Genomic DNA, 25,311 nt, shown 5'->3' with positions numbered 1-25,311 from the left:
TCCCGGCGCCCTCCGCACCAAATGATCGCGGGAATCTGCCATAATTGAGCGCCTGGAGAATTCACCAACAATAAAACCATACGGCACTATGCAACCACTGGCACTGGTCGTCGACGACGAACCGGATATCTGCGAACTGCTGACACTCACCCTGCGTCGCATGGACGTCAATTGCCATACGGCCGCCGATCTCGCCGCGGCCCACCGGCTGCTGCGGGAACACCGCTACGATTTCTGCCTCACCGATATGCGCCTGCCTGACGGCGATGGCCTGGAACTGGTTCGACATGTCCAGGAAGAGCGCGACGGCGACCTGCCGATTGCGATCATCACCGCCCACGGCAATATGGACACCGCGATCAAGGCCCTGAAGATGGGGGCCTTCGATTTCGTCAGCAAACCTGTGGACCTGGAGCAGTTGCGAAGCCTGGTGCAACTGGCCCTGCGCCTGCAGAAGCCCGGCGACACACCCGCACCACCGGAATCCGACCAACTACTGCTCGGCGAAGCGGAAAACATGCAGCGGCTGCGCCGCCAAGTGGGCAAGGTGGCGCGCAGCGACGCCCCCATCTATATCAGCGGCGAGTCCGGCTCCGGCAAGGAACTGGCCGCGCGTTCCATCCACAGCCAGGGCGCCCGTGCCGACCGACCTTTCGTGCCCATCAACTGCGGTGCCATTCCCGCCGAGCTGATGGAGAGCGAATTCTTCGGCCACAAAAAAGGCAGTTTCACTGGCGCCCACAAGGACAAACCCGGCCTTTTCCAGAGCGCCCAGGGCGGCACCCTGTTCCTGGACGAAGTGGCCGACCTGCCCCTCGACATGCAGGTAAAACTGCTGCGCGCCATCCAGGAAAAATGCGTGCGCCCGGTCGGCGCCAGCGAGGAAGTACCCGTGGATGTGCGCATCCTCAGCGCCACCCACAGGGATCTCGCGCGGGAAGTCGCCGAGGGCCGCTTCCGCAGCGACCTCTACTACCGCATCAACGTCATCGAGATCGCCGTGCCGCCGCTACGGGAACGCAGCCGGGACATTCCCCTGCTGGCGAACATCATCATGGACCGTATCGCCGCCGACGCCGGGGTCGGAGCTCCCCGGCTGTCCGAAGAAGCGCTGCGCGCACTGCAGGACTACTCCTTCCCCGGCAACGTGCGCCAGCTGGAAAATATCCTCGAGCGGGCCTTTACCCTCTGCGACCAGCAGGTGATTCGCGTGGAGGACCTGCTGCTGGAACGGGATATACCGCAGCCCCGACCGACGCCACAGCGACAGGTCACCGAAGCGTCACCGCCCGAAAGCTACCCGGGCCAGTTCGACCCCGGCAGCTACCCGTCCCTGGACGATTTTCTCCAGGATATCGAAAAGGGCGTGATCGAAACGACACTGACCGAAACCCGCTGGAATCGCACGGCGGCGGCGCAGAAGCTGGGGATCAGCTTTCGCTCATTGCGTTATCGGTTGAAGAAGTTGGGGCTGGAGGACTGAGCCCCGGCCGCAAAACCTATACGATCGTACTGTAATCTATCGTGATTGGTTTTTGCGCAGCCATCGGTATGCTGGTGCAAACTCAGGGAAGAGGAGTTTGCACCATGAAGAAAGCTTCGGGTTTTACCCTTGTCGAGCTGATGCTCACCCTTACCATCCTCGCGGTCGTAATGGCTGTCGCCATCCCGCCCATGGCGGATTTTCTCAACCGTCACCGCAACGAAACACAACGCCAACGGCTGTTCGATCTGGTCGCCCTCGCCCGCAGCAAGGCCTACAGTGAGGGGAAGATTTATACCCTGTGCGGGAGCACCGACGGTGAGGAGTGCAGCGGCGACTGGTCGGCATACATACTTCTTTTCGTCGATAGCAACGGCAACCACGAGCGGGAGAGCGACGAAACAATAGAAAGGAAAATCTCAGACCTCCCGGCCGATGCCTCCCTTGAATGGAACAGTCTCCAGGATTATCTGCAGTATCGCCCGGATGGCCACACACAGAGGCAAACGGGCAATTTCAAATACTGTCCGCCGGACGGTGCCCCCGACTACGGCTGGATCATCGTACTCAATGCCACCGGCCGCCCCTATTTTGGCAGGGATGGAGACGGCGACGGCATCGTGGAAGATGGCAGCGGCAACAAGTTGAACTGTGCCGCCGGCTAACTCAGTTACAAGCTGTGTTCCAACACATATCACCGGGGTCGTCAAAGGTACCGTCGTTATCGCGATCCCAGGCTTTTTCGCCACTGGAGCCCAGTTGCAGGTCACCGTCGTCGGCCTGGCTGCCTTTGGGTTGCGCCTCCAGGGTATAGGAAGTTTCATCAGCGGCAGTGATTCGTAAATCATAGGTTTTATTGCTGCCATCCAATGGGGATTCCGTCGGGAATATGTCCGGCGCGCCGGTATCGCTTCCCCCGGTGGCGGCCTCTTCATAGGAGCCGTTCTGGGTAAAATGCCGCTCCATCGCCTGCGCCAGCCCCAGCAAGGCGCCCTGAGCATCGGCCCTGTTCGAGGAGCGAACCTGGTTCTGGTAGGAGGGCCAGGCGATAGCGGCCAGAATTCCCACAATTACAACCACGATCATCAATTCGATCAGGGTAAAGCCGAACTGCTTTTTCATTCTTTATTCACCGTATGTTTGACGGGCCGGGAGGAAAGCGGTTTTCCGCCCGGCCCTTTACTAAATTACCGTTTTTTCCGGCAGCCGGGCGATCACCGGGGCGCAAACTCCTCCCAGGACAGGCGGCCCTCCCGCTCTTCATCGCCCACGTCAATATCGTCGCAGATCACATCGCCGTTGCTGCCGGGCGTACAGCGCACATCGCCGATAAAGCCGGATTGTCCGGGCATGCCGGGATCGTCATCGCTGTTGCTGTCATCGTCGCCGTCGCAATTGTCGCCGGTGCAGTCATCGCCGAACTCCTTGCCTACATACCCTTCGTCGTCCGAGTTGATTTCGCCGTCGTTATTGATATCCGCGACGGCATCCTCACCGGCCTTGCCGGTGCGGAAATCGAACCCCATCAGGTACCCCTTGCCGCTGGAAGCACAGGGTTGTGGATTCGGATACACGGTGCTGAAAAACAGCGTATTGCGGCGCAGGGTCGGCGCGGTGATCACCCTTTCGCCGGCGTAGCTCCCGGAGCCGCTATCCAGGGTCATTTTCCAGCCGTGGTGCTCGCTCCAGTCGATATCATCGCCGGACTGGATCTTGCGTCCGACACCGTCATCGGTCAGGGTCCGCTCCGCCAGGTCGGATTCAGTCACATTCGTCGTTCCATTGTCCCACACCGCGTAGAAGGCCCCCGCATCATCGTCGGTGAGGTCGCCGGTATTCAGGTACTGGCCGGTACCGAACATCACCAGCACGTTGGGGTCGCTTCCATTACTGACCGCGGTGTTGCGGGCCACCAGTGGCGCCGCCATGATCGCCTGGCTGGGCTCCGACGTTGCACCGGAGGCCTTGAACAAGGGTTTGTTGTCAGCCACGCCCCAGTCGTTTTCGCTATCGCCAGACAGGTCAAAGGCCCACATATCGCCCATCAGGTCGCCGGCGTAGACCCGGTCGACAACGCGATCGCCATTGAGGTCGATCAACCGCGGCGAGGAGAGACCGTTCTTGCGGTCATTCTCAGACCCCGAACCGGTGGAAATAAACTCCCAGTCGTCGGCGCTCCATTCCCCGTCTGCACCATCTTCGAGATAGACGATAAACAGGCCCGCAACGCCGTTGTCGCTGTTGTAGCCATTGCCGAAGATAACCGCCCATTTGCCGTTATTGAGCTTGGCGACCTGCGCCTCGGAATAGCCGTACCCCAGGTTGGCGCGGCCGGTGTCGTCACCGCCGTCAAATTCCCACAGCACGACATCATCGGCCTTGTCTTCCTCAAGGTTCGCCGGATCGGTCACATCCAGTGCGAAATAGCCCTTGCCACCGCCGCGCAGGCCGCCCACCAGCACCGTGCGCCACGATTCCGAGTTACCGCCATCGGGATCGATATACACATCGGACACCGCGGGCGTGAGATCCACGTAATAGTTGTGCGGGTAGGTAGTACTGGTAAATGCATGCAGCCCCTGGTAGCGCTCGTCGCTCAATACCATGGAGGGAATATAGGCAAAGGTTTCCTCGCCGGTATCCGCATTGAAACCGTGCAACATGCCGTCGTTGGCCCCCACATAGACCATCGGCGTTCGATCTTCCTCATCGATCTTGAACTGGGCGTAGGAGTCACTGTGATTGTTACCGCCGAATTCCGCCGGCCAGTTGAGCTCCGGCTCGCCCACGTAGATGGGGGTGGAGTGGACGATATCGCCCAGCAGAATCTCGCTGCCGGCCGCACTGCCACTGGTGAACTCGCCCCTGGGTCGGAAACCGTCCAGACTGTCCTTGCTGGTATCGCCGCGAATATAGTCCAGACGATCATCCCACTGATCGTCGACAGTGCCTGTGTGGTCGTCCACTCTCAGGTCCGCCCGCTGTGGGGTCACATCGGCCAACTCGCAACCGGCAATGGAACAGAACTCGATATAGCCATTGCAGTGCAGCCACTCGCTGCTACCGCCAGTTCCACAGCCACCATTACCCCAAACTCCGGTATTTTCACTCTGTTCCTCAGCCTGCAGGGTAGTGCCATCAATCTGGATGTAGTCAACCTGAACATCGCGCTCACCCACGTCATTGGTAAATTCTACCTGGATTTTCCCCGACGTATTGTTCGTGGTGGCCGTGAATTCTCGATAGCCCTTCGACAGTGTCCAGCTACCGATTGCGGTACCGCCGACGTTCAGGCTGATGTTTTCTTCTCCTACTTCCCCCCGCGCCCGCACGGTAATGGTGTAGGAGGGGGCTCCGCTGATCTCGTCCAGCTCGCTTTCGGTAAAGGGCACCCCACTACCGTCCAAGTAGGTGATGATTTCGCGGCTGCTGGACGATTCATCGGCCAGCTTTTCCGCCGCCTCCCACGCAGTGCTGGAAATGCGGCCCGTCTCCGGATCCATATAGCGCGCATAGAGGCGCCCGCTGAAATCCGAGGTATCGAACTTGGCCGAGTAGATTACCGAACCGGTATCCAATGAGGTGGAGTTGAACGAAACCGAAGACTGGGTACCGATCGAGTTGGAAATAGCGTCGATCGCCTCGTTGAAGGAAGTCACCAGTTCCGCGGAGTTGGACGCGTACTTGTAGCTGCCGCCGCCCTGGCTGCCCGCATCTTTCAGCAACTGGTTGTTGGCCAGATCGGAATCCGCAAAGCCGATAAAGTAGCTGGTAATATTGTTCTTGTGATCCGGGTCATTGGGATCCGTCAGGTCCGGGCGCCAGTCGATGTCGTAGAGCGCATCGGCGACATCGTCCAGATAATCCGAAGGCCTGTTTCGCCGGGATTCATAAGTATAGCCCGAGTGTTTTTTGTCGTAGGAGCTGCAGTTTCCACTATTATCGCCACTGCAATCCCCATCGTAATCCTCCAGATAATCGCTGACATTCTGGTCATAAGTCGGCAAACCGTCCGTCAGAGTCAGGATGAAGTTTTTCTGGCAGTAGTACTGGATCGCCGGGTCCGCCGCGGTCGGCTTGGGGACGGAGGAGTACTGGGGCTGATTGGCGAGCACCTCGCGGGCCAGAACACTCTCTTCGTCCTCGGTACCCGGGTGAATGGTTACGAACCTGTCGTCATAGCCCTCGACAAAGTAACGCCCGATATCGGCCATGGACTCCGCCAGCGGCGTCCAGTCCTCTGCACGAATGCCGCCGATTTTCGTGATCAGGTCGCTGCGTGCACCACTTTCGGAAATGCTGGTGAGCCCTTTGAGGATTTCCGCCCCGTGTTCATAGTCGAACCTGGCCAGACCGACCCGGATATCGCCGAGGCCCCGTACCACATCGGTCGCAGCGGCCTTGGCCACGTCCAGGCGTCTCTCGCCGCTATCGAGACGATCATCCATGGAGCCGGAGGAGTCCAGTAGGATCATCAGGTTGGGCTGCGCTTTGCCGGAGGCCTGCAACGGGGCGTTGGAAAGGGTAATCGGCTCGGCGCTGATACAGGTGGCAAAGGTAGTGGAAAAGCCGAAAACACCGTACAGCAGTGCCCGGAGAGTATTCTTTCTGATTATTGCTCTGTTCATGGGAAATCCCTAGAAACGCTTGCCGTAGTGGCTGACAATGATGCGCTTGGTGGTGCCGGAAATACCGATCCCCTGCGCAACGATGCGGAAAACCTTGATCTCACCACCGCCTGTGGACTGGCCGTAGCCGCCGACGGTGATATCGTTGGCGGGATCCTCCTTGTCGGCATTGCCCGCCAGCTCGATATACATGCGGCCTTTCATCTTGTTACCGTCCGGCCCCTCCATCGACACCTCGAACTCCGAGGAGTTGCTGTCACCCCAGGTGTCCGCGTTCATGAGCCCCACGGGACCTTCTCCTTCATTGTGCAACCAGTTTTTCGTGTCGAAATCGCCGGTGGTGTTGACGCCATCGACATACTTCTCGCCCCGCTTTACCAGTGACTCGGCCACTTCCAGTGCCGTCTTGGCATCCCGGGAGGCGAAGGTCATCTTTTCTTCCAGCAGCACGGTGCGCGCCCCGGAAACACCGATCAGGGTCAGCACCAGCAACACGATCAGGCTGACCACCAGTACCGCGCCTTTCTGTCCTCGCATCTGCCGCATTACATGTTCCCCCGATTGCGCACCTTGACAGTACTCAGGTAGACCTTTCTCAGCCTGCCGTCGGTGTAGGTGGTATCGTCGTCATCCAGGTCAGTGACGGTCATATCGTCGGCGTTGACATTGGCTTCGTTGGCCGCCACAAGCTGCACCTTGATCGCCTGTGCCAGAGCCATATCCGCCTCGGTGAGGCCGGCCGCGCTGGTCCAGGTATCCACCGTCTCGTCATCGTCCGTATCGCGGCCGTAGAGCAGCTGCATGTCCTCGATTCCGGGGATCAGCTCCTGGGCATCACCGCCGTTCTCGCTGACAAACAGGGAGGAGTCGCCCGCCGCGCTGTCGGCGACGAAATAGATACGCTGGTAGGGCACCAGCAGCCGAGCGTCGGCGCCGTATTCCCGCTGCAGCTCTTTAGTGTCGTTATTTATCCAGCCATCCGCGCTGTTGTTACCGGTGTTGTGTACCAGTGTTCGCTTATCGGAGTTGCCACCGTTGCCGCCCTGGACCTGGGTAATGGTCATCAGCTCACCGCTCTGGCAATTGGCCAATAGCACCGTCTGCCCCTCCTCGACACCGCAGTTCTGGGTGGCCATCAGCGAGGCCGCATTCGTGCTGGGCACCATTCGCCCCGTGCCTCCACAAGCGTTCTCGGAGCCACGCAGGTATAGGATATCGGAGCCCTCGGCCACCGCCTTGGTGCCGACGGTTTCACCGCTAGCGTTGTCCGTTCCCAGAACGCCGTTATTGCCCAGGTTACCCAGATAGCTGGCATCGTAATCTGTGTCACTGGTATCCAGATGATTCTTGATACTGCCCGGATCCGGCGCACAGCCCCAATAATCCGCCATGCGGATTTCCCGAGTCAGCAGATCCGTGGCAAAGCGGCCGCTCTCCTGCACCCGCGCAAAAGCGGTCTGCATACGGATGGTGTCGCGGTTGCTGTCGAAAATCTGCAACACCCCCAACAGCAGCATGGAGCTGAGCAGAATGGCGATCATCAATTCGATCAGGGACAGGCCGCGCTGCCGGGAGAGAGAAGTCATGTTCATAGTTCCACCACCAATTCGAAGCTCGAATCGTCCAGGCCACCGTCGGTGGTAGCGCGGTCCTCGCCGGTATGCTGTTCCTCCCAGCTCACGGTAAAGGTGACGATATCGCCGTTGCGTACGATTTTTCCGTTACCCGATGGGAGGTTGGTTTCAATCACCTGACCCCAGTCATACAGATCCATGGCGGCGAGCTGACGCGATGTACAGCCGGTGCTGCAGTCCTGGGCGGCTTCAGAGCCATCCACTTCCTTATCGTCGTAGCTCCCCAGGGAAACGCCGTCCGGGTTGGCCCGCATGCGCTCGGCCATCTCCTGCGACGCCAGCGCCGCCAGGTAGCGGTGATGGGAATTGTTGCCGTTCTTCAGGCTCATCATCTGGGTGGAGGAGAGCCCCAACAGCCCCACCGCCAGGATCAGGATGGTGACCAGCACCTCGATCATTGTCGCGCCCGACTGCTTCTTCATGGAATCCTCCCCTAACTGCAGGTGACACTGGAAGTGAGCCGCAGGACACCCGTAGCGAGCAGGCTGAGTTCCTTGCCGTAATCGCCGTTGCGGTCGTCACAGAGTGTCAGCTTGAACTGGTTGCCACCGCCGCCGACGGACCCGCGCGCGCTGTAGCTCAGGCTGATATCGGTTTTCGTCGAGCCGTCCACATCGCCCTCGACATCGAAATCGGCGGAAGAAGACAGGCGCACCAGACGCAGCTCTTCGGAATCGTCATCGTCAAAGTTGCCGTCGCCATCGGCGTCGAACCAGACTCGCAGGCCGTTGGATAGGTCGCCGGAAAGGGCGTCCACCTGTACCGCGCGCCCGCGGCGGACCGCTTCGGAGCGGGCATAGTTCAACGCCCCGGAAAGATCGTTCACCGCGGCCGTCAGCCGGTTGTTCTTGATCATGGTATTGAACGACGGCACGGCGATGGAGGCGACGATGGCCGTTATCGCCACCACAACCATCAACTCCACGAGCGTGAAGCCACCAGACCGGATGGAGGTATTCATTACTTATCCTTATGGGATTCGAGCTGGCACACTTATATCAATCTGCGGCGGGGATGTAAGTGACGGGAGGCAGGGTTCAGGGGGGCAGGCGACGAGTGGCGCGGCGTGAGCGACAGGCGGAGCGCCGCGCCCCCGGGAAGCGGGAGTCAGCGCAACTCCCTGGGCAGGGAAAAACTGATATTCTCTTCCCGCCCCACCATCTCCTGCGGCAACTCGGCTCCCAGCCCCTGCAGCCGCTCGATCACCTCGCGCACCAGCACCTCGGGCGCGGAGGCGCCGGCGGTGATGCCGATGGTGCGGCTGCCTGCCAGCCAGGCGGGATCGATATCGTCGGCGCCGTCGATCAGCCTGGCGGCGGCGCCGCAGCGTTCGGCCAGTTCGCGCAGGCGGTTGGAGTTGGAGCTGTTGGGGCTACCCACCACCAGGACCATGTCGCACTCCAGAGCCAGCTGCTTGACCGCATCCTGGCGGTTCTGGGTCGCGTAGCAGATATCGTCCTTGCGCGGGCCGCGGATATGGGGGAAGCGGGCGCGCAGGGCGTCGATGACCCTGGCGGTGTCGTCCATCGAGAGGGTGGTCTGGGTCACGAAGGTCAGGTCCTTCTCGTTTTTCACCTGCAGGTCGGCCACATCCTGTTCGTTCTCGACCAGATAGATGGCGCCGCCGTTGGCGGTGTCGTACTGGCCCATGGTGCCTTCCACCTCCGGGTGTCCCTGGTGGCCGATCAGGATGCACTCGCTGCCGTCGGTGCTGAACTTGCTCACTTCCATATGCACTTTGGTCACCAGCGGGCAGGTGGCATCGAAGACCTGCAGGCTGCGGTCGGCGGCCTCCCGCTGTACCGCCCTGGAGACGCCGTGGGCGCTGAAGATGACGATCACGTCGTCCGGCACCTCGCTGAGTTCGTCCACGAACACGGCACCGCGCTCGCGCAGGCTGTCGACCACGAACTTGTTGTGTACCACTTCGTGGCGCACGTAGATGGGTGCACCGAACACGTCCAGGGCACGATTGACGATATCGATCGCGCGGTCGACGCCGGCGCAGAAGCCGCGGGGGTTGGCGAGTCGGATTTGCATAGTCAGTTCACTGCTCTCTTTGAAGCGGAGCTGGAGCCTTCAGCGCCAATAAGAGGCTCCGCGGTCCCGGCACCTACTGGATGGAGTCAACGGAGATAATCTTTACGCGGAAATTCAATGTCTGGCCGGCCAGCGGGTGGTTGAAGTCGACGGTGACCTCATCCTCGCCGATGTCGCGCACCACGCCCGGCAACTCGCCGCCGCCGTTGTCGAACGAGACTACCAGACCCGGCTCCAGCTCGATATCCGGGGAGAAGTGGTCGCGGCGCACCTTCTGGATATTTTCCGGGTTGCGCTGGCCGAAGCCGGCCTCGGGCTGAATCTCGATCTCTGCCTCGTCGCCGGCCGCGAGCCCGAACAGCGCCTTTTCGAAACCGGGCAGCAAGCTGCCGTCGCCGACACTGAACGTGGCCGGATCGCCCTCGAAAGTGGAATCCACCTCGGTGCCGTCGTCCAGTTGCAGGCTGAAATGCAGGGTTACGCGGCTGTGTTCGCCGATCACATTGTTGGCCATATTCTCTAAACTTCCGCGTCTTTTTCCCGGGGCGACTTGTCCCCGGCGCTGTCCCTGTCGGAAAAGAACAGCAGTTCAATTACCAGCATGGCGGCGCCGACGCTGATCGCCATATCCGCCACATTGAAAACCGGAAAGCTCCAGCTTCCGTAGTAGACGGAAATAAAATCCCGCACATAGCCGAGCACCATGCGGTCCCAGAGGTTGCCCAGCGCACCGCTCAGGATCAGCGCCAACGCCAGCGGCTCCCAGCGCCTGTTCGCCGGCAGGCGCCACAGCCAGATGCTGATCATGACACTGAAGCCCAGCGCCACGGCGCCGAAGAACCAGCGCTGCCAGCCGCCGGCATCGGCGAGAAAGCTGAAGGCGGCACCGTAGTTCTCTGCATAGGTGAACTGCAACAGCCCGGGAATAATCTGCAGCGGCGGCCCGTAGCGGAACTGTTCCACCGCCCACACCTTGGTGGCGATATCCAGGCCGATCATCACCAGCGCCAGCAGGTACCAGCGCCAGGGGTGGGCGAACAATTTCAATCCGCGACTGAGCCCACCATTATTACGCATAGTGCCGCTCCTCGCCTGCACCGGAAATATTCTCCACGCAGCGGGAACAAATCTCCGGGTGTTCGGGATCGGCACCCACATCTTCGCGGTAGTGCCAGCAGCGCGCGCACTTGGGGTGATCCACCTTGCGCACGTCCACTTTCAGGCCCTCGAGCTCGGTGGCGTGGGCGCCGGCGGCGTCGCTGAGGCGCTGCACCGAGGTGGAGGAGCAGATCAGCACGAAACGCAGCTCGTCCTGCAGCTCCGACAGTTTCTCGCGCAGGTCGTCGTCCGCGTAGAGGGTGACCGCCGCCTGCAGGGAGCCGCCGATATTGCCGGCGCCGCGCTGTTCCTCCAGCACCTTGTTCACGGCGGTTTTCACATCGGCGATGGCCGCCCAGTAATCCGCACCCTTGTCGGTGCCGGCGGGCAGCTTCGGCAGCGCGTACCACTCGGCCAGGAAGACGCTCTCGGCTTTCTCTCCGGGAAGCTGCTGCCAGACCTCCTCGGCGGTAAAGCTGAGGATGGGCGCGATCCAGCGCGCGAACGCCTGCACGATATGGTAGAGCGCCGTCTGTGCCGAGCGGCGCGGGACGCTGTCACCCTTGGTGGTGTACTGGCGGTCCTTGATGATATCCAGGTAGAAACCGCCCATTTCCACCACGCAGAAGTTGTGCAGCTTCTGGTAGATCTGGTGGAACTGGTAGTTGTCGTAAGCTTCGATGATTTCGTCCTGCAGCCGCGACGCCCTGTCCAGCGCCCAGCGGTCCAGCGCCAACAGTTCGCTCTCCGGCAGCAGATCTCTGGCGGGATCGAAACCGGCCAGGTTGGAGAGGAAGAAGCGCGCGGTATTGCGCAGGCGGCGGTAGGAATCCGCGGTGCGCTTGAGGATTTCGTCGGAGACGGCCATTTCGCCGCTGAAGTCGGTAGCCGCCACCCACAAACGCAACACGTCGGCTCCCAGCTTGTTGATGACGTCCTGGGGCGCGACGGTGTTGCCGATGGATTTGGACATCTTGCGCCCCTGAGCATCCACGGTGAAACCGTGGGTCAGCACCTGTCTATAGGGCGCGCGCTCGTTGATGGCGATGGAGGTCTTCAGCGAGGACTGGAACCAGCCGCGGTGCTGGTCGGAGCCTTCCAGGTACAGGTCCGCCGGCGAGCGCAAGTCCTCGCGGCGCTCCAGCACGGCGAAGTGGGTGACGCCGGAATCGAACCAGACATCCAGGGTGTCGGTGACCTTCTGGTAGTGATCGGCATCGCTGCCCAGCAGTTCGCGCGGGTCCAGGTCGAACCAGACATCCATGCCCTCGGCATCGATTTTTTCCGCCACTTTCTCCATCAGTTCCGGGGTATCCGGGTGGATCTCGTGGGTTTCCTTGTGCACGAACAGCGCGATGGGCACGCCCCAGGTGCGCTGGCGGGAGATACACCAGTCCGGGCTGGCATCCAGCATGGCGTCGATACGCGCCTTGCCCCAGCCGGGGATCCACCGCACTTTATCCGCGGCCTTCTGCGCGTGATCCAGCAGGTCGTTCTGCTGCATGCTGATAAACCACTGCGGCGTGGCGCGGTAGATCAGCGGCGTCTTGGTGCGCCAGCAGTGGGGATAGCTGTGTTCCAGCTTGTCCTTGTGCAGCAGTACGCCCTTCTCTTCCAGCACCTCGACAATCCTGTCGTCCACCTTGTAGACGTGCTCGCCGGCGAACAGCGGCACGCTGTCGCGGAAGACGCCGTTGTCGTCGAGGTAATTGAGCGTCTCGATACCGTAGCGCTGGCCCACCAGGAAGTCGTCCGGGCCGTGGTCCGGCGCCGTGTGGACGCAGCCGGTACCCGCGTCGGTGGTGACATGGTCGCCGAGTACGATCGGCAGTTCCTTGTCGTAGAAGGGATGGCGGATCTTCAGGTGCTCTAGCGCCGCACCGCGGATACGGCCCACCACTTCTCCTTCGAGTCCCGCGCGCTCCAGTACCGTGTCTTTCAGGTCTTCCGCCACCAGGATGCGGCTGTCGCCCGTCTGCACCACCACGTATTCCAGCTCCCCGTTGACGGAAACCGCCTGGGAGGACGGCAGTGTCCAGGGTGTGGTGGTCCAGATCACCACCGACAGCGGGCCGTCACCGGCGTGGCCGCCGGCGGCGTCGGCGATTGCCAGCGCCGTCTCCTCGGTGACCGGGTAGCGTACATCGATGGAAAACGAGGTCTTGTCCCGATATTCCACTTCCGCCTCGGCCAGCGCCGAGCCGCCCACCACGCTCCAGTAGACCGGCTTGAATCCGCGCGCCAGGTGGCCGTTTTGCACGATGCGGCCCAGGGCGCGCACTATGTCGCCCTCGAACTGGAAGTCCATGGTGCGGTAGGGATTGTCCCACTCGCCGAAGATGCCCTGGCGGATAAAGTCTTTCTTCTGCCCTTCCACCTGTTTCGCGGCGTACTCGCGACACTTCTGGCGGAAGGTCCCGTGGTCCACCTTGGCGCCGGCCTTGCCGATTTTCTTCTCCACCCGGTGCTCGATGGGCAGGCCGTGGCAGTCCCAGCCGGGCACGTAGGGCGCGTCGAAACCGCTCAGGGTCTTCGACTTGACGATGATGTCCTTGAGGATCTTGTTGACCGAGTGACCGATATGGATATCGCCGTTGGCGTAGGGCGGGCCGTCGTGCAGGATAAACTGCTCGCGCCCGGCGCGGGCCGCGCGGATCTTTTCGTAGAGCCTGCCCCGCTGCCACTGCTGCAGCATCTTGGGTTCCCGCTGCGGCAGGTTGCCGCGCATGGGGAAATCGGTATGGGGCAGGTTGAGCGTCGCTTTGTAATCGGTCATTGAATGTCTGCTTGCATCAAACGTCTGTAAAAGTTCCGGGTCGGTGTCGGCCCGACACTACGGGTTCTGCGCGAACCAGGCCTTGGCGTCCTCGATATCCTGCGCGATCCGCGCTTTCAGGATTTCCAGCGAATCGAACTTCTCTTCGTCGCGCAACTTGTGACAGAACTCCACCGCCAGCTCGCGGCCGTAGAGATCGCCACTGAAATCGAACAGATTCACCTCCAGCAGCGGTTGCGCGCCCTCGCCTTCCACCGTGGGACGGAAACCCACATTGGCAACGCCGTCGACCACCTGGCGTCCGGGCGCCATATCGCTGCCATCGGTGGCGCGGGTGCGCACGGTATAGACGCCCACCAGCGGCGAGCGGTAGCGGTGCAGGCGCACATTGGCCGTGGGCGCACCCAGCTGGCGACCCAGCGCGCGGCCCGGCGCCACCCGGCCGGTAATGCGGTAGGGTTTGCCCAGCAGCGCCTCCGCCAGCTCGAAATCGCCCGCCTCCAGCGCGGCGCGGATGCGCGTGCTGCTGACCCGCTCGCCGCGAATCTCCACCGTGGCCGTATCCTCGACGGTAAAGCCGGTATCGGCACCGACCCTCTGCAGCAGGCGGTATCCGCCACTGCGATCGCAGCCGAAACGGAAGTCGTCCCCCACCACCAGATGGCGGATATCCAGGCCGTCCACCAGCACCGTGCGGATAAACGCCTCGGCGCTCAGGCCGCGCAGCCTCTCGTTGAACTGCAGGCACAGTACCCGATCCACGCCGGCCTCGAACAGCGACAGCACCTTCTCCTTGAAACGCATCAGCCGCGCCGGTGCCCTTTCGCCGGAAAAGAACTCGTGGGGCTGGGGCTCGAAGATGATCGCTACCGACGGCACCCCGTGCTCGTCGGCCCGCTGCTTCAGCTGTGCAATGATCGCCCGGTGCCCGAGATGGACACCGTCGAACGAGCCGATGGTGGCCACGCAGTCGCGGTGGCGGGGACGCAGGTTGTGCAACCCGCGGATCAGTTCGCGTTCAGGGGCCAATGCGGTCTTCCCATCCTCACAAAATCGAGCGGCGCAGTATAGCGGATTCGAGGGTAGTGGTCAGTGCTCGGAAAGATCAACAAAGTCCGACGCGAAGGTCCTGCTGCCGGGGGCTGTTTGCGGGACTGTCGGCGAGAGGGACCTCGCCGACAAACTACGACCGCCACGGATGGCGGAAGTGCAGTTTTTGCAGGAGCAAAAAACTGCCAGGGATGTATTTACGGCGTGTCCCGCAAACAGCCCCCGGCAGCAGGACCGCCCCGATCTAGCTTACGACTCAATCCCCGGTTCACGAAGTCGCACGGAAATGGCGTGGCCGCAGGCCCGAGGCCAGCAACACCAGGCCGTAGGCGCCGCCGCCACCGGCCACCATCGCCCCCATACGCCAGGCGCGCTGCCACCAGGACCAGTCGCTCCACTCCGGCCACAGGTACAGGGCCCCGAACAGCAGCGCCACCATGGTCGCATTCGCCGCCAGCAGTCGCAGCAGGTAGGCGCCCCAGCCCGCCTCGGGTTTGTAGACATCGTCGCGGCGCAGGCCGCGATACAGCAGCCAGGCATTGATGGCCGCCTGGCAGGCGGTGGCCAGCGCCAGGCCCATATGGCCGAGCCGGAAGTAGTGGTGCAGCGGAATCACGAAGGCCAGGCTCAACACCATCTTGGCACCGATGGCGATCAGGCCGAAACGCACCGGCGTATAGGTGTCCTGGCGGGCGAAATAGCCCGGCGCCAGCACCTTGATCAGCATGAAGGCCAGCAGCCCCAGGGAGTAGGCGCGCAGCGACCAGGCCGCCATTTCCATATCCCGCGGCTCCATGCGGCCGTACTGGAACAGCGTGGTCAGCAGCGGCTCCGCCAGCACCAGCAGCGCCACCGCCGCCGGCAGGGATATCAGCGTGACACTGCGCAGCGCCCAGTCCAGCGTGTGGCGGAAGCGGCGCGGATCGCCGCCGGCGTGCTGGCGCGACAGGTTCGGCAGGATCACCGTGCCCACCGCCACGCCGAACACCCCCAGCGGCAACTCGGTCAGCCGGTCGGAGAAATACAGCCAGGACACGCTGCCGCTGGGCAGGAAAGAGGCCAGCACCGTATCCAGCACCAGGCTGATCTGGGTGACCGAGACGCCAAAAATGGCCGGCGCCATCAACCGCAGAATCTTGCGCACCCCCGGGTAGTTCCAGTCCCAGCGCGGCCGCGGCAACAACCCCCGGCGCATCAGGAAGGGGATCTGGAACAGCAACTGCACCACACCGGCGGCCAGGACGCCCCAGGCCAGCCCCATGATCGGCGGCTCGAACCAGCCGGTGGCGGTGGTCGCCGCCGCGATCAGCATCAGGTTCAGCAGCACCGGTGTCAGCGCCGGTACCGCAAAGCGATCGAAACTGTTCAGCATCGCGCCGGCAAAACCGGTGAGGGAAATCAGCATCAGGTAGGGGAAAGTGATCCGCAGCATCTCCGTCGCCAGATCGAACTTCTCCCGCTCGCTGCCATCCCACCACCAGCCGAATGCAAAAATTCCCGCCACCAGCGGTGCGCAGAGCACGCCCAGCAGGGTCACCAGCAGCAGGGTGCCGCCCAGGGCCCCGGCGACGCGATCGTTCAGCGCCCGCGCGGCGGCGATACCGCCCTCCTGCCGATACTCCGCCAGCACCGGCACGAACGCCTGGGCGAAGGCGCCCTCGGCGAACAGGCGGCGGAAAAAATTGGGAATCTTGAAGGCCACAAAAAAGGCGTCGGCGGCATCGCCGGCACCGGCAAAACGGGCTAAAACCATATCCCGGGCCAGCCCCATGACCCGGGAGAGCATGGTGGCGCCGCCGACCACAGAGCTGCCGCGCAGCAGACCGGCGGCACCGGATTTTTCCCGGGGGGTTTCCTGACTGGCGGGCGATGGCGGCAAAACGGTGACTCCCAAACGGTGATTCGCAGTTGAATGGCTGGCAAGTCTATCGCACTTCGCCGCCCCCACGGCAGCAATCGACCTACCGGCACGGGTGCCGGAAACTATACTCAAAGTGAGCAAGTGGCGCGCCGCAAAGGACTGACGGCGTAAGGAGATGACGGATGACCATCAACGCACTGATTATCGCACTGGCACTGGCAATCCTGCTGTACGCCGCGGTAGCGCTCGGCCCCCGCCCGCAACGCGTGCGGGTGCGGATAGATGCCCCGCGCGACCGCCGCTACCGCCGGCGCCACCGGTAATCGAGTGAGCACTGCGGCGCAGTTGCCATATTTCGCCACAATTGCGCTGCAATCTGCCCCACTGGCGCCACGCCAGTGCCCCCTTGCGGTTGTTAAATGACTCTCGACCGGGCCGGAAACGCCGAAACGGAACAGGCCCGAACCGAGAGACAAAACCGCAAGGAGAAGGACTGTGAAAAAAGTACTGATGGCTGTAACTCTGGGCTCCCTGATCGCAAGCGGCGCTCAGGCCGACGAACAAAACGAGTTTCGCGGATCGAAACTGACTCCGGCCAAGCAGGCCACTGTATTCACCGGCGCCGCTGTAGCGGGTGCCGCAGTGGGTGGCCCGGTCGGATTCATCGCCGGTGCCCTCGGCGGAGCCTGGCTGGGCGAGCAGATTGAAGAAGCAGAAGAGGCAGATATGCTGGCATCACAACTGACCGACAGCCGCACCGAACTCAGCAACCTGGCCCGCCAACTGGACGACGCGCGCCTGTCCGCCAACGACGCCAACGAACTGGCCGCCGATTCACTGCAATTCCAGCTGCTGTTCACCACCGGCGACGACCAGTTGCAGGAGGGCCAACTGCGCCAGGTGGCCGCGCTGGCCGACTTCCTCAACCGCCACCCGCAACTGCAGATCCAGCTCGAGGGCCGTGCCGATCCCCGCGGCAGCGACGGCTACAACAATGTGCTGTCCGACCAGCGCGCCCTGAGCGTGCAGCGCGCCCTGGAGACCCACGGCGTCGACGCCTCCCGCATCAGCCGCCGCGCCCTGGGCGCCAGCCAGTCCAACGCCCCCCGCGGCGATGTGGACGCCTACGCCATGGAGCGCCGGGTGGACATCCACTTCAACCTGTCCGAATCCGTGGCCGGTACTTTCTAGCCGGGACCCCGTCGGGAGCGCGGAGCTCCAGCTCCGCTTGCGGGCCACAGGCCCGCCCTTCGGGGCCCCGGAATTCACCGCATAGGACTGCAAATCCCACCACCCAATACCCTCCTGTGCCAACCCTGTTGTACTTGATGTACTTGGCGGGCCCTGCCAATGCCCGCTTTTTTTGGTTTTATCCGCCCAATTGAGGCATGATTCAGCGCCGGGACACTCGTATAAAAATCATTCGGATTGCGCCATGTCAGCCACCATCGCCATCGTCGAAGACGAAGTCGCCATCGCCGAAAACTACCGCGACGCCCTGCGCCGCAGCGGCTACACGGTCAACCTGTACAGCGCCCGCCCCGAGGCCCTGGAGGCTTTCCAGCAGCGGCTGCCGGACCTGGCGGTGATCGACGTGGGCCTGGGCGCCGAGGTGGAGGGCGGTTTCGAACTGTGCCGAGAGCTGCGCGCCATGGCCCCGAGCCTGCCGATCCTGTTCCTGACCGCCCGCGACTCGGAACTGGACATCATCTCCGGCCTGCGCCTGGGCGCCGACGACTACCTGACCAAGGATATTTCCCTGCCGCACATGCAGGCGCGCATCAACGCGTTGCTGCGCCGCGTCAGCGTGCTCAGGGACCAGAGCGCGGAATCGGAAACCCTGACCCAGGGCGACCTGGAACTGGATATCTCCCGCCTGCACTGCCACTGGCGCAACCTACACGTCGACCTGACGGTGACCGAGTTCTGGATAGTGCACGCCCTGGCAAAACGCCCCGGCCACGTGAAATCCCGCAGCCAGCTCATGGAGGCGGCTCGCGTGGTACTGGACGACAACACCATCACCTCCCACGTAAAGCGCATCCGGCGCAAGTTCCAGGCGCTGGACGGGGAGTTCAATGCGATAGGCACGGCCTACGGGATGGGGTACCGGTGGCAGGTTTAATTCGGACGGGACCCGGGTCCCGAAATTCCCCATGAACCTCCGCCGCCAACTCCTCCTCGTCAGCCTCGTCGCCCTGGCCCTGCCCTGGGCCGGCTGCCAGTACCTGCGGCAGGTGGACGGGGCCCTGGCGCAGGGGCAGATGCAGGCCCTGGAGGCCACTGCCAGCGCCGTGGCCGCGCGGCTGGCCAGCGCGCCGGAACTGATAGCCCCGGATCCCGAGCGACTCGGCCGCCCCGACGGCGCCCAGCTGTATCTCAACCCCCTGCCCCGGGCGCCGATGCTGGACGGCTACGGCGACGAATGGCGCAGCTGGGAGCTGAAACCGCGACCGCTCGCGGACGACAGCGGCCAACAGTTGGGGCAGGTCACACTGGGCCGCCGCGGGCAGCGGGTCTACCTGTTGCTGACCGTGGCCGATGACACGCCCGCCTACCGGGATCCGCGCACCGGCCTGCTGGCCAGCGGCGACACCGTCGAGCTCTACACCGGCAATCGGCACTACACCCTGCCGGTAGCCAGCCAGGGCGCCGCCCGCGCCCACTGGTACAACGCCCGCAGCGGCGACTACCAACGCGAGCTGCGCCTGCGCGGCCGCTGGACCACCTCGCCGGACGGCTACCAGTTGGAACTGGCGCTGCCCTACAGCCTGACCGGCGGCGAACTCTCGCTGACAGTGCTCGACCGGCACTTCAGCGATGGCGGAGAGCCGGCCCGCAGCGCCGGCACCCTGCCCCTGGACGGCCAACCGGGCAAACTGGTGCAGCCGCTGGAGGCACTGCAGGCGGAACTGGACCACTTCGCGCGACCGCACCTGCGCCTGGCCGTCGTGGACAAGGAGGGCTTCCCCATCGCCAGCAGCGGCCGTATAGACGTCGAGCCGGCCGCGGAGTCCGGGGAGGAGCCCTGGCTGCGCAACTGGATCTACCGCCGGCTGCTGGAACGGCAGGCGCTGCCACCGATGCCGGAGCGGGGGCTGCCGGAGATGCCGGTCGCCGACCGCGCCCCCGTTGAACAGTGGTTCCGCACCCCGCTGGCGCGCCGCGTGGGCGCCGTCAGCGTACCGGTGATCACCCGCGCCGACGAAATCGTCGAGCGTCCACTGCTGGGCCGCGTCATCGCACTGCAGTCCGGCGAGGCCCTGCAATCCCTGACCCAATCCGCCGCCCACCGCCTGTGGCTGACCAGTTGCGCCGCCGCCGGCGTGGCCCTGCTGCTGTTGCTCGGCTATGCCAGCTGGCTGTCCTGGCGCATCCGCCGCCTGCACCGCGCCGCGCGCAACGCGGTGGATGCCAGCGGCAAGCTGCGCGGCGGCTTTCCCCGCTCGCGCAGCAACGACGAGCTGGGCGCCCTGAACCGCGCCTTCGCCAGCCTGCTGATGGAGCTGGACCAGTACCACCAGTACCTGCGCACCCTCGCCGGCAAGCTGTCCCACGAGCTGCGCACACCGCTGGCAGTAGTGCGCTCCTCTCTGGACAATCTCGCCGCGGGTGCTCTGGACACCCCCGGCGCCGGTGACCTGAACGAGCAGAATGACCGCTACCTGGCGCGGGCCACGGACGGCGCCGCGCGATTGTCCGGCATCCTCAACAGCCTGTCTGCCGCCAGCCACCTGGAGGCCAGCATCCAGCGGGCGGAAAAGGAAGATTTCGATCTGGCGGACCTGCTGCAGGTACTGGTACAGAGCTATGGCGACGCCCAGCCGCAGCACCACTTCGCGCTGGACAAGCCCGGCGGCGAACTGCCGCTCCACGGCGCGCCGGAACTGCTGGCGCAACTGCTGGACAAGCTGGTGGACAACGCCTGCAGCTTTGCGCCGGCCGGCAGCGAGATACGGCTGGCAGTGGCTTCGGAGGGTAAGCGCTACCGGATATCGGTCGAGAACGACGGACCGCCACTGCCGGAAGGCTATGTCCACAAGCTTTTTGACTCACTGGTGTCGGTACGGGACGACGGCGGCAAGGCCGGCCACCTGGGCCTGGGGCTGCATATCGCCCGCTTGATCGCCGATTTCCACCGGGGGCGGCTGAGCGCCGCCAACCGGGAGGATGGCAGCGGGGTCATTTTCACCCTGGAGCTGCCGCTGCACTGATTCTTCCGGTGGAATATCCCTCCCCAATGCGGGCTACACAACTCCCCTCTCCCCAACCCTCTCCCGGAGGGAGAGGGGCAACTTCCGGCGACAGGCGGTCCCGCGACCCGTAAGCCGAGCCGGGGCCGGACGCTCCCCGCGGTTGACAAACAACCAATCGTGGCGATAATGTCGCGTCCCGATCGGGCCCCGGCCCGTTAGTTACAGATTTACTGAGATTCCTACAGGAGCAACCGGTGGCCAACACACCTCAAGCGAAGAAGCGCGCGCGCCAGAACGACAAGCGCCGTATCCACAACGCCAGCCTGCGCTCCATGGTGCGTACCTACATCAAGAAGGTAGTTGCGGCCATCGATGCAGGTGACGCGGAAAAAGCCAAGACAGCCTACGCAGCAGCCGTTCCGGTCATCGACCGTATGGCGGACAAGGGCATTATTCACAAGAATAAGGCCGCCCGTCACAAGAGCCGCCTGAACTCACAGGTCAAGGCACTGGCTGCCTGAGCGTCGACAACTCAAAAGACGCCTGCGAAAGCCCCGCCAGATGCGGGGCTTTTTTGTGCCCGCCCCTCAGCCATTCACCGCCGCCAGGCCGCGGCGGGGTGCCAGGAAATCCAGCCAGCGCGCCAGCGCCGATTTCCCGGGGCGCAGTTCCGGCGCGCCGCGCAGCATGCCCTTCAGGGCCAGCCGCGCCGCCCGCTCGGCGCTGATCGCGGGGATATTCTGCGGCAGCCTGCCGCGGTGGAAATTGGTATCCACCAGCGGCAGCAACACCTCGTACACCTCGACCGACGCTCCTCGCAGCGCCCAGCGCAGGCTGCGGCTGTAGGAGTGCAGCGCCGCCTTGGCCGCACAGTAAAATGCCAGCTCCGCCTTGGGCAGGTACACCAGGCCGGTGGTGATGTTGACGATCGCCGCGCGGGGCCGGGCGCGCAGTCGCGGCAACAGCCGGGTGGCCAGCTCGGCCGGTGCGGTAAAATTCAGGGCCATATCGGCGTGCAGTGCGATTTCTGCAGCGGCGGGATCCAGTGGATCGACCGGATGTCCGCCGCCGGCGTTGTTGATCAGGATATTGAGCTCCGGAAAGTCGTGCTCGATGGCGGAGAGCAGCTCTCCCCGCTGGTTAGCATCGGTAATATCGCAGACCCGGGTATGCAGCTCCGGCACCTCCGATTGGGCCCGGCGCAGTTTCTCTTCACTGCGCCCGCAGACGATCACCCGGTTATGGTCCACCAGCGCGCGGGCCAGCGCGAAACCGACCCCCTCGCTGCCGCCGGTGACCAGGATGGTATTGCCTCTCAGATTCATTCGCGCATCTCCCTGCTGATAAAGAGATGCAGCTTCGGCTCAGCCCACTACCGGGTCATTAACCCCGGTTAATTTCAGACGCCTGCGAATACGCGACAGGGCCACTTCGGTAATGCCGAGGTAGGAGGCGATATGGTAGTTGGGAATGGCGTCGGCGATGGCGGCATGCTCGCGCAGGAACTGCCGGTAGCGCTCCGCGGCGGGCAAGCGCAGGAAGTCCGCCTCGCGGCGCTCCTTCTTGATCACCAGTTGCTCCAGCAGGCGCAACTGCAACTGCCGCCACGCGGGAAAAGACTCCGCCAGTCCGAGATAATCCCGGTATCCCATCGCCAGCGACCGCACAGGCAACAGCGCCTGGATGAAAAATGGCGACGGCGTTCCGGTTACCAGGGAGGAGACGCTGGTCACCACCAGCCCCTCGCCAGCAAAGCTCTTGTTGTATTCGCGCCCCTGCGCATCCAGGTAATAGAAACGGACCAGGCCTTCGGTCAGGAAAAACAGGGTCTCCGTCGACACACCCGCCTCCACGAGATGTGCCGCCGCGCCGAACGGGCGCGACACAAAAAGAGGGCGCGCCGCTTCCCAGGCCGGATCCGGGATCGTCACTATCCGGCTCAGGAGCATGCGCAACCGCTCCTGTTGTACGGCGGAATCCGTCATCGACAATATCCCCGCGTTCAATCGGCCGGGCCGGCGTCACCGTCGCCGAGTTTCTGCGGGCTCTGCCCATAGCTGAACTGCGGTGTCCAGTCCTCCTCCCCGAGCCCCGCCAGCCCCAGCAGACTCCACATGGCGCAGTAAATATCCCCGGGCCCGAAAACGCAGCCGTTCTTGCGGAAAATGGTATCCCCTTCGCGCTCGTAGACCACCGCACCGGGCGTATTGCCCTCCCCCGGTACCACGGACTGCTCACGGATATAGTCGCCGCCGCCGTGGGAGGCGAGACGGAAGCGCCAGCCGCGGCTGTTGGCAAACTGGCGCTGCACATCCGGGGCATCTTTCGACACCAGCACCACGGACATCGCCGATTCGAGGTGCGGCAGCAGGCCATTGAAACCATCGGCCCACAGGGTGCAGTAGCGACAGCCCCGGCCCATGTTGTGGATCAGCAGAAGCCGCTTGTGGTCGGCGAACAGGTCCAGCATCGGGACCTCGCCATCCAGGGTACTGAAGAGATAGTTGTGCACCGCCTTGCCGCAGTGCTTTTTGCGCAGCGCATTCAGCTTCCCGATCAGCTCGGTAATCTGCCGCTCTGTCTGCTGTATTTCATCCATTGCACATCCCTCGCACAGTCCCTGGCCGATGAGACAAGAGGCTAACCCACAACCGACGGCAGGCAGGGTTTTCCAGCGCCAATATTTGGTGCGGGCTGCAACCGGTGACTCTCCCTCTACAAAACGCCCGCGCCAAGAGTTATTTCAGGGCGACCTTTTTCTGCCCCCCGGGCCCCTCTTCGGCGTAGTGGTCGAGAAACTCTTCGTACTGCGGCAACAATTCCCTCGACCATCGCAGTTGCTGCGTCATGATCGCCTCGGAAATGTTCAATGCGGTTGCCGCTGCGTCCGGCGAGACAAAGGTTTCCGAGTAGACAAAATTCTGAATCTGGCCGTTCAACTGGTCGAAGCGCCTGTTGACCTTGTACAGCGCGAAGGCCTGCTGCAGCAGATCCGGGTCTACCGAATCCGCCAGGGCACTGCGGGACAGGTACTCCCAGGACGACGCATTCAACTCGACCACCCAGTAGCCGTGGAAGCGATCCACCAGCTCTCTCAGACTCTTATCGGCCGGCAGCTCTTCGCGCAGTTCACGCAGAGCCAATAACCGCCGCTGCGTCACCTCGCGGGTATCGCGCAGCGCTTCTGCGTTATCCGCCACCTCCTGCACCAGACGCGCCGTGGCGCCCCGCGCGGCCTGCTTCGCCATGATGTCCTCGCGGACATTGTTCAGCACCAGCGCCGCCAGCACACCGATCAACACCACCAGGGTGTCCACCAACAGCCTTCGCCATTCCCCCCTGAAAAAATCCAGGCTCATATTCCCCTCCGTATCGCCATCGTATTCGCCAGGAGACGCCCAGCCCCTAAAGCAGAATCAGGTTGTCGCGGTGAATCAGCTCGTCGTCGTCGCGGTAGCCCAGCAGCTCTGCAAAACGCTCGGAGGAGCAGCCGAGAATTCTCGCGGTCTCGCCACAGTCGTAATTGGCCAGGCCGCGGGCGATCTCCCCGCCTTCGGCATTGCAGCAGGACACCAGGTCGCCGCGACGGAAGCGACCGTCGACCGCTGTCACACCGACCGCCAGCAAGCTCTTGCCCTGTTCCCGCAGCGCCCGCTCGGCGCCGGCGTCCAGTGTCAGGCGACCGCGCAGCTGTAACTGGCCCGCCAGCCAGCGCTTGCGCGCGGTCAGCGGGTCCGCCTCCGGCAGCAGCAGCGTGCCCAGCGGCTCGCCGGCGCAGATGCGCTCGATAACGTCCTCCCGCGCACCGCCGGCGATCGCCGTGCAGGCACCGGAGCGGGCCGCCAGTTGCGCCGCGCGCACCTTGGTACTCATGCCGCCGCGGCCGAGGCCGCTGCGGGAGCCGCCGGCCATGGCCATCAGCGACGGGTCGATGGCCGAGGCCTCGCCCACCAGCTCTGCGTCGGGATTGTCGCGGGGATCCCGGGTGAAGAGGCCGTCGGCATCGGTGAGGATCAGCAGTGCGTCCGCCTCCACCAGGTTCGCCACCAGTGCCGCCAGGGTGTCGTTGTCACCGAAGCGGATCTCGTCGGTGACCACGGTGTCGTTTTCGTTGACGATCGGCAGGGCGCCGAGGGACAGCAGCGTGCGCAGGGTGCTGCGGGCGTTCAGGTAGCGAGTGCGGTTGGAGAGGTCGTCGTGATCGAGCAGGATCTGCGCGGTGCGGCAATCGAACTGGCCGAAGGCGTGCTCGTAGACCTGCACCAGGTGACTCTGGCCTATGGCGGCGGCGGCCTGCAACTGGTGTACGGATTCCGGGCGACGGCGCCAGCCGAGGCGGTCCATACCGGCGGCGACGGCGCCGGAGGAGACCAGGATCACCTCGACACCCCGATCGCGCAGCGCGGCGATCTGCTCCACCCAGTTGAAAATCGCGGCGCGGTTGACCCCGCGCCCGTTGTCGGTCAGCAGGGCGCTGCCGATTTTGATGACCCAGCGTCTGGCGGTGGCAAGCTGCTGGCGAGACGATGCGGAGTCCATTTTCCC

General features: G+C 63.5%; 24 protein-coding genes. 7 read left to right on the top strand and 17 right to left on the bottom strand.

The window, feature by feature from the left end; all coding sequences use genetic code 11:
• Nucleotides 1-88 precede the first annotated feature (88 nt).
• Nucleotides 89-1,483, top strand: a complete 1,395-nt coding sequence (locus OQE62_RS13000; protein WP_265722472.1) for a sigma-54-dependent transcriptional regulator — start codon at nt 89-91, stop codon at nt 1,481-1,483.
• A 104-nt stretch (nt 1,484-1,587) separates the two neighbouring features.
• A complete protein-coding gene (locus OQE62_RS12995; RefSeq protein WP_265722471.1) occupies nt 1,588-2,148 on the top strand; it encodes a GspH/FimT family pseudopilin in 561 nt (186 codons plus the stop codon).
• Nucleotide 2,149: 1 nt separating this feature from the next.
• Here the strand turns inward: OQE62_RS12995 and OQE62_RS12990 are convergent, their stop codons facing one another.
• The 12 genes from OQE62_RS12990 to murJ form a co-directional block, all read right to left on the bottom strand.
• On the bottom strand, nt 2,150-2,605 hold the full coding sequence (locus OQE62_RS12990; protein ID WP_322746574.1) for a type IV pilin protein: 456 nt from the start codon (nt 2,603-2,605) through the stop codon (nt 2,150-2,152).
• Nucleotides 2,606-2,697: 92 nt separating this feature from the next.
• Nucleotides 2,698-6,111, bottom strand: coding sequence for a PilC/PilY family type IV pilus protein (locus tag OQE62_RS12980; protein ID WP_265722470.1), 3,414 nt, complete (start codon nt 6,109-6,111; stop codon nt 2,698-2,700).
• Between the two features lie 9 nt (nt 6,112-6,120).
• Nucleotides 6,121-6,657: a pilus assembly PilX family protein gene (locus tag OQE62_RS12975; protein WP_265722469.1), complete on the bottom strand. Its 537-nt coding sequence runs from the start codon at nt 6,655-6,657 to the stop codon at nt 6,121-6,123.
• A complete protein-coding gene (locus OQE62_RS12970) occupies nt 6,657-7,697 on the bottom strand; it encodes a PilW family protein (RefSeq protein WP_265722468.1) in 1,041 nt (346 codons plus the stop codon). The genes OQE62_RS12975 and OQE62_RS12970 overlap by 1 nt, the downstream gene beginning before the upstream one ends.
• Nucleotides 7,698-7,699: 2 nt before the next feature.
• The gene (gene pilV, locus OQE62_RS12965) at nt 7,700-8,167 is read right to left on the bottom strand and encodes a type IV pilus modification protein PilV (protein ID WP_265722467.1); all 468 of its coding nucleotides are present in this window, start codon (nt 8,165-8,167) and stop codon (nt 7,700-7,702) included.
• Nucleotides 8,168-8,178: 11 nt separating this feature from the next.
• Nucleotides 8,179-8,706, bottom strand: a complete 528-nt coding sequence (locus OQE62_RS12960) for a GspH/FimT family pseudopilin (RefSeq protein ID WP_265722466.1) — start codon at nt 8,704-8,706, stop codon at nt 8,179-8,181.
• 146 nt (nt 8,707-8,852) lie between these two features.
• Nucleotides 8,853-9,785, bottom strand: coding sequence for a 4-hydroxy-3-methylbut-2-enyl diphosphate reductase (gene ispH, locus OQE62_RS12955; RefSeq protein ID WP_265722465.1), 933 nt, complete (start codon nt 9,783-9,785; stop codon nt 8,853-8,855).
• Between the two features lie 73 nt (nt 9,786-9,858).
• The gene (gene fkpB, locus OQE62_RS12950; protein WP_265722464.1) at nt 9,859-10,299 is read right to left on the bottom strand and encodes an FKBP-type peptidyl-prolyl cis-trans isomerase; all 441 of its coding nucleotides are present in this window, start codon (nt 10,297-10,299) and stop codon (nt 9,859-9,861) included.
• A gap of 5 nt (nt 10,300-10,304) precedes the next feature.
• Nucleotides 10,305-10,862, bottom strand: a complete 558-nt coding sequence (lspA, locus tag OQE62_RS12945) for a signal peptidase II (protein WP_265722463.1) — start codon at nt 10,860-10,862, stop codon at nt 10,305-10,307.
• Complete coding sequence (gene ileS / locus OQE62_RS12940) at nt 10,855-13,659, bottom strand: isoleucine--tRNA ligase (protein ID WP_265722462.1); 2,805 nt, start codon at nt 13,657-13,659, stop codon at nt 10,855-10,857. The genes lspA and ileS overlap by 8 nt, the downstream gene beginning before the upstream one ends.
• 57 nt (nt 13,660-13,716) lie before the next feature.
• Nucleotides 13,717-14,688 carry a bifunctional riboflavin kinase/FAD synthetase gene (ribF, locus tag OQE62_RS12935; RefSeq protein ID WP_265722461.1) on the bottom strand — a complete coding sequence of 324 codons (972 nt, stop codon included), beginning with the start codon at nt 14,686-14,688 and terminating at the stop codon, nt 13,717-13,719.
• Nucleotides 14,689-14,977: 289 nt separating this feature from the next.
• Nucleotides 14,978-16,603 (bottom strand): murein biosynthesis integral membrane protein MurJ, encoded by a 1,626-nt coding sequence (gene murJ / locus OQE62_RS12930; protein WP_377558692.1) that lies wholly within the window; start codon nt 16,601-16,603, stop codon nt 14,978-14,980.
• A gap of 149 nt (nt 16,604-16,752) precedes the next feature.
• Here murJ and OQE62_RS12925 point away from each other — a divergent pair, with 149 nt between their 5' ends.
• From OQE62_RS12925 to rpsT, 5 genes are all read left to right on the top strand, one after another.
• Complete coding sequence (locus OQE62_RS12925; protein WP_265722460.1) at nt 16,753-16,893, top strand: hypothetical protein; 141 nt, start codon at nt 16,753-16,755, stop codon at nt 16,891-16,893.
• Between the two features lie 172 nt (nt 16,894-17,065).
• Complete coding sequence (locus tag OQE62_RS12920) at nt 17,066-17,761, top strand: OmpA family protein (RefSeq protein ID WP_265722459.1); 696 nt, start codon at nt 17,066-17,068, stop codon at nt 17,759-17,761.
• Between the two features lie 244 nt (nt 17,762-18,005).
• On the top strand, nt 18,006-18,695 hold the full coding sequence (gene pdsR, locus OQE62_RS12915; protein ID WP_265722458.1) for a proteobacterial dedicated sortase system response regulator: 690 nt from the start codon (nt 18,006-18,008) through the stop codon (nt 18,693-18,695).
• 31 nt (nt 18,696-18,726) lie between these two features.
• Nucleotides 18,727-20,784 (top strand): ATP-binding protein, encoded by a 2,058-nt coding sequence (locus tag OQE62_RS12910; RefSeq protein ID WP_265722457.1) that lies wholly within the window; start codon nt 18,727-18,729, stop codon nt 20,782-20,784.
• A 236-nt stretch (nt 20,785-21,020) separates the two neighbouring features.
• Nucleotides 21,021-21,287 carry a 30S ribosomal protein S20 gene (rpsT, locus tag OQE62_RS12905; protein ID WP_265722456.1) on the top strand — a complete coding sequence of 89 codons (267 nt, stop codon included), beginning with the start codon at nt 21,021-21,023 and terminating at the stop codon, nt 21,285-21,287.
• Between the two features lie 66 nt (nt 21,288-21,353).
• On the opposite strand, the gene OQE62_RS12900 is transcribed toward rpsT, so the two are convergent.
• The 5 genes from OQE62_RS12900 to proB form a co-directional block, all read right to left on the bottom strand.
• The gene (locus OQE62_RS12900; RefSeq protein WP_265722455.1) at nt 21,354-22,091 is read right to left on the bottom strand and encodes an SDR family oxidoreductase; all 738 of its coding nucleotides are present in this window, start codon (nt 22,089-22,091) and stop codon (nt 21,354-21,356) included.
• A gap of 39 nt (nt 22,092-22,130) precedes the next feature.
• Nucleotides 22,131-22,751: a Crp/Fnr family transcriptional regulator gene (locus OQE62_RS12895; protein WP_265722454.1), complete on the bottom strand. Its 621-nt coding sequence runs from the start codon at nt 22,749-22,751 to the stop codon at nt 22,131-22,133.
• 17 nt (nt 22,752-22,768) lie between these two features.
• The gene (locus tag OQE62_RS12890) at nt 22,769-23,365 is read right to left on the bottom strand and encodes a DUF899 family protein (RefSeq protein WP_265722453.1); all 597 of its coding nucleotides are present in this window, start codon (nt 23,363-23,365) and stop codon (nt 22,769-22,771) included.
• Between the two features lie 139 nt (nt 23,366-23,504).
• Nucleotides 23,505-24,125, bottom strand: a complete 621-nt coding sequence (locus OQE62_RS12885; RefSeq protein ID WP_265722452.1) for a hypothetical protein — start codon at nt 24,123-24,125, stop codon at nt 23,505-23,507.
• Nucleotides 24,126-24,171: 46 nt separating this feature from the next.
• Nucleotides 24,172-25,305 (bottom strand): glutamate 5-kinase, encoded by a 1,134-nt coding sequence (gene proB / locus OQE62_RS12880; RefSeq protein ID WP_265722451.1) that lies wholly within the window; start codon nt 25,303-25,305, stop codon nt 24,172-24,174.
• Between the last annotated feature and the right edge of the window lie 6 nt (nt 25,306-25,311).

It is taken from the genome of Microbulbifer halophilus (assembly GCF_026183675.1).
Lineage (GTDB): Bacteria > Pseudomonadota > Gammaproteobacteria > Pseudomonadales > Cellvibrionaceae > Microbulbifer > Microbulbifer halophilus.
Note: the sequence above shows the minus strand (reverse complement) of the source record. Positions and strands in the feature narration are given on the sequence as shown.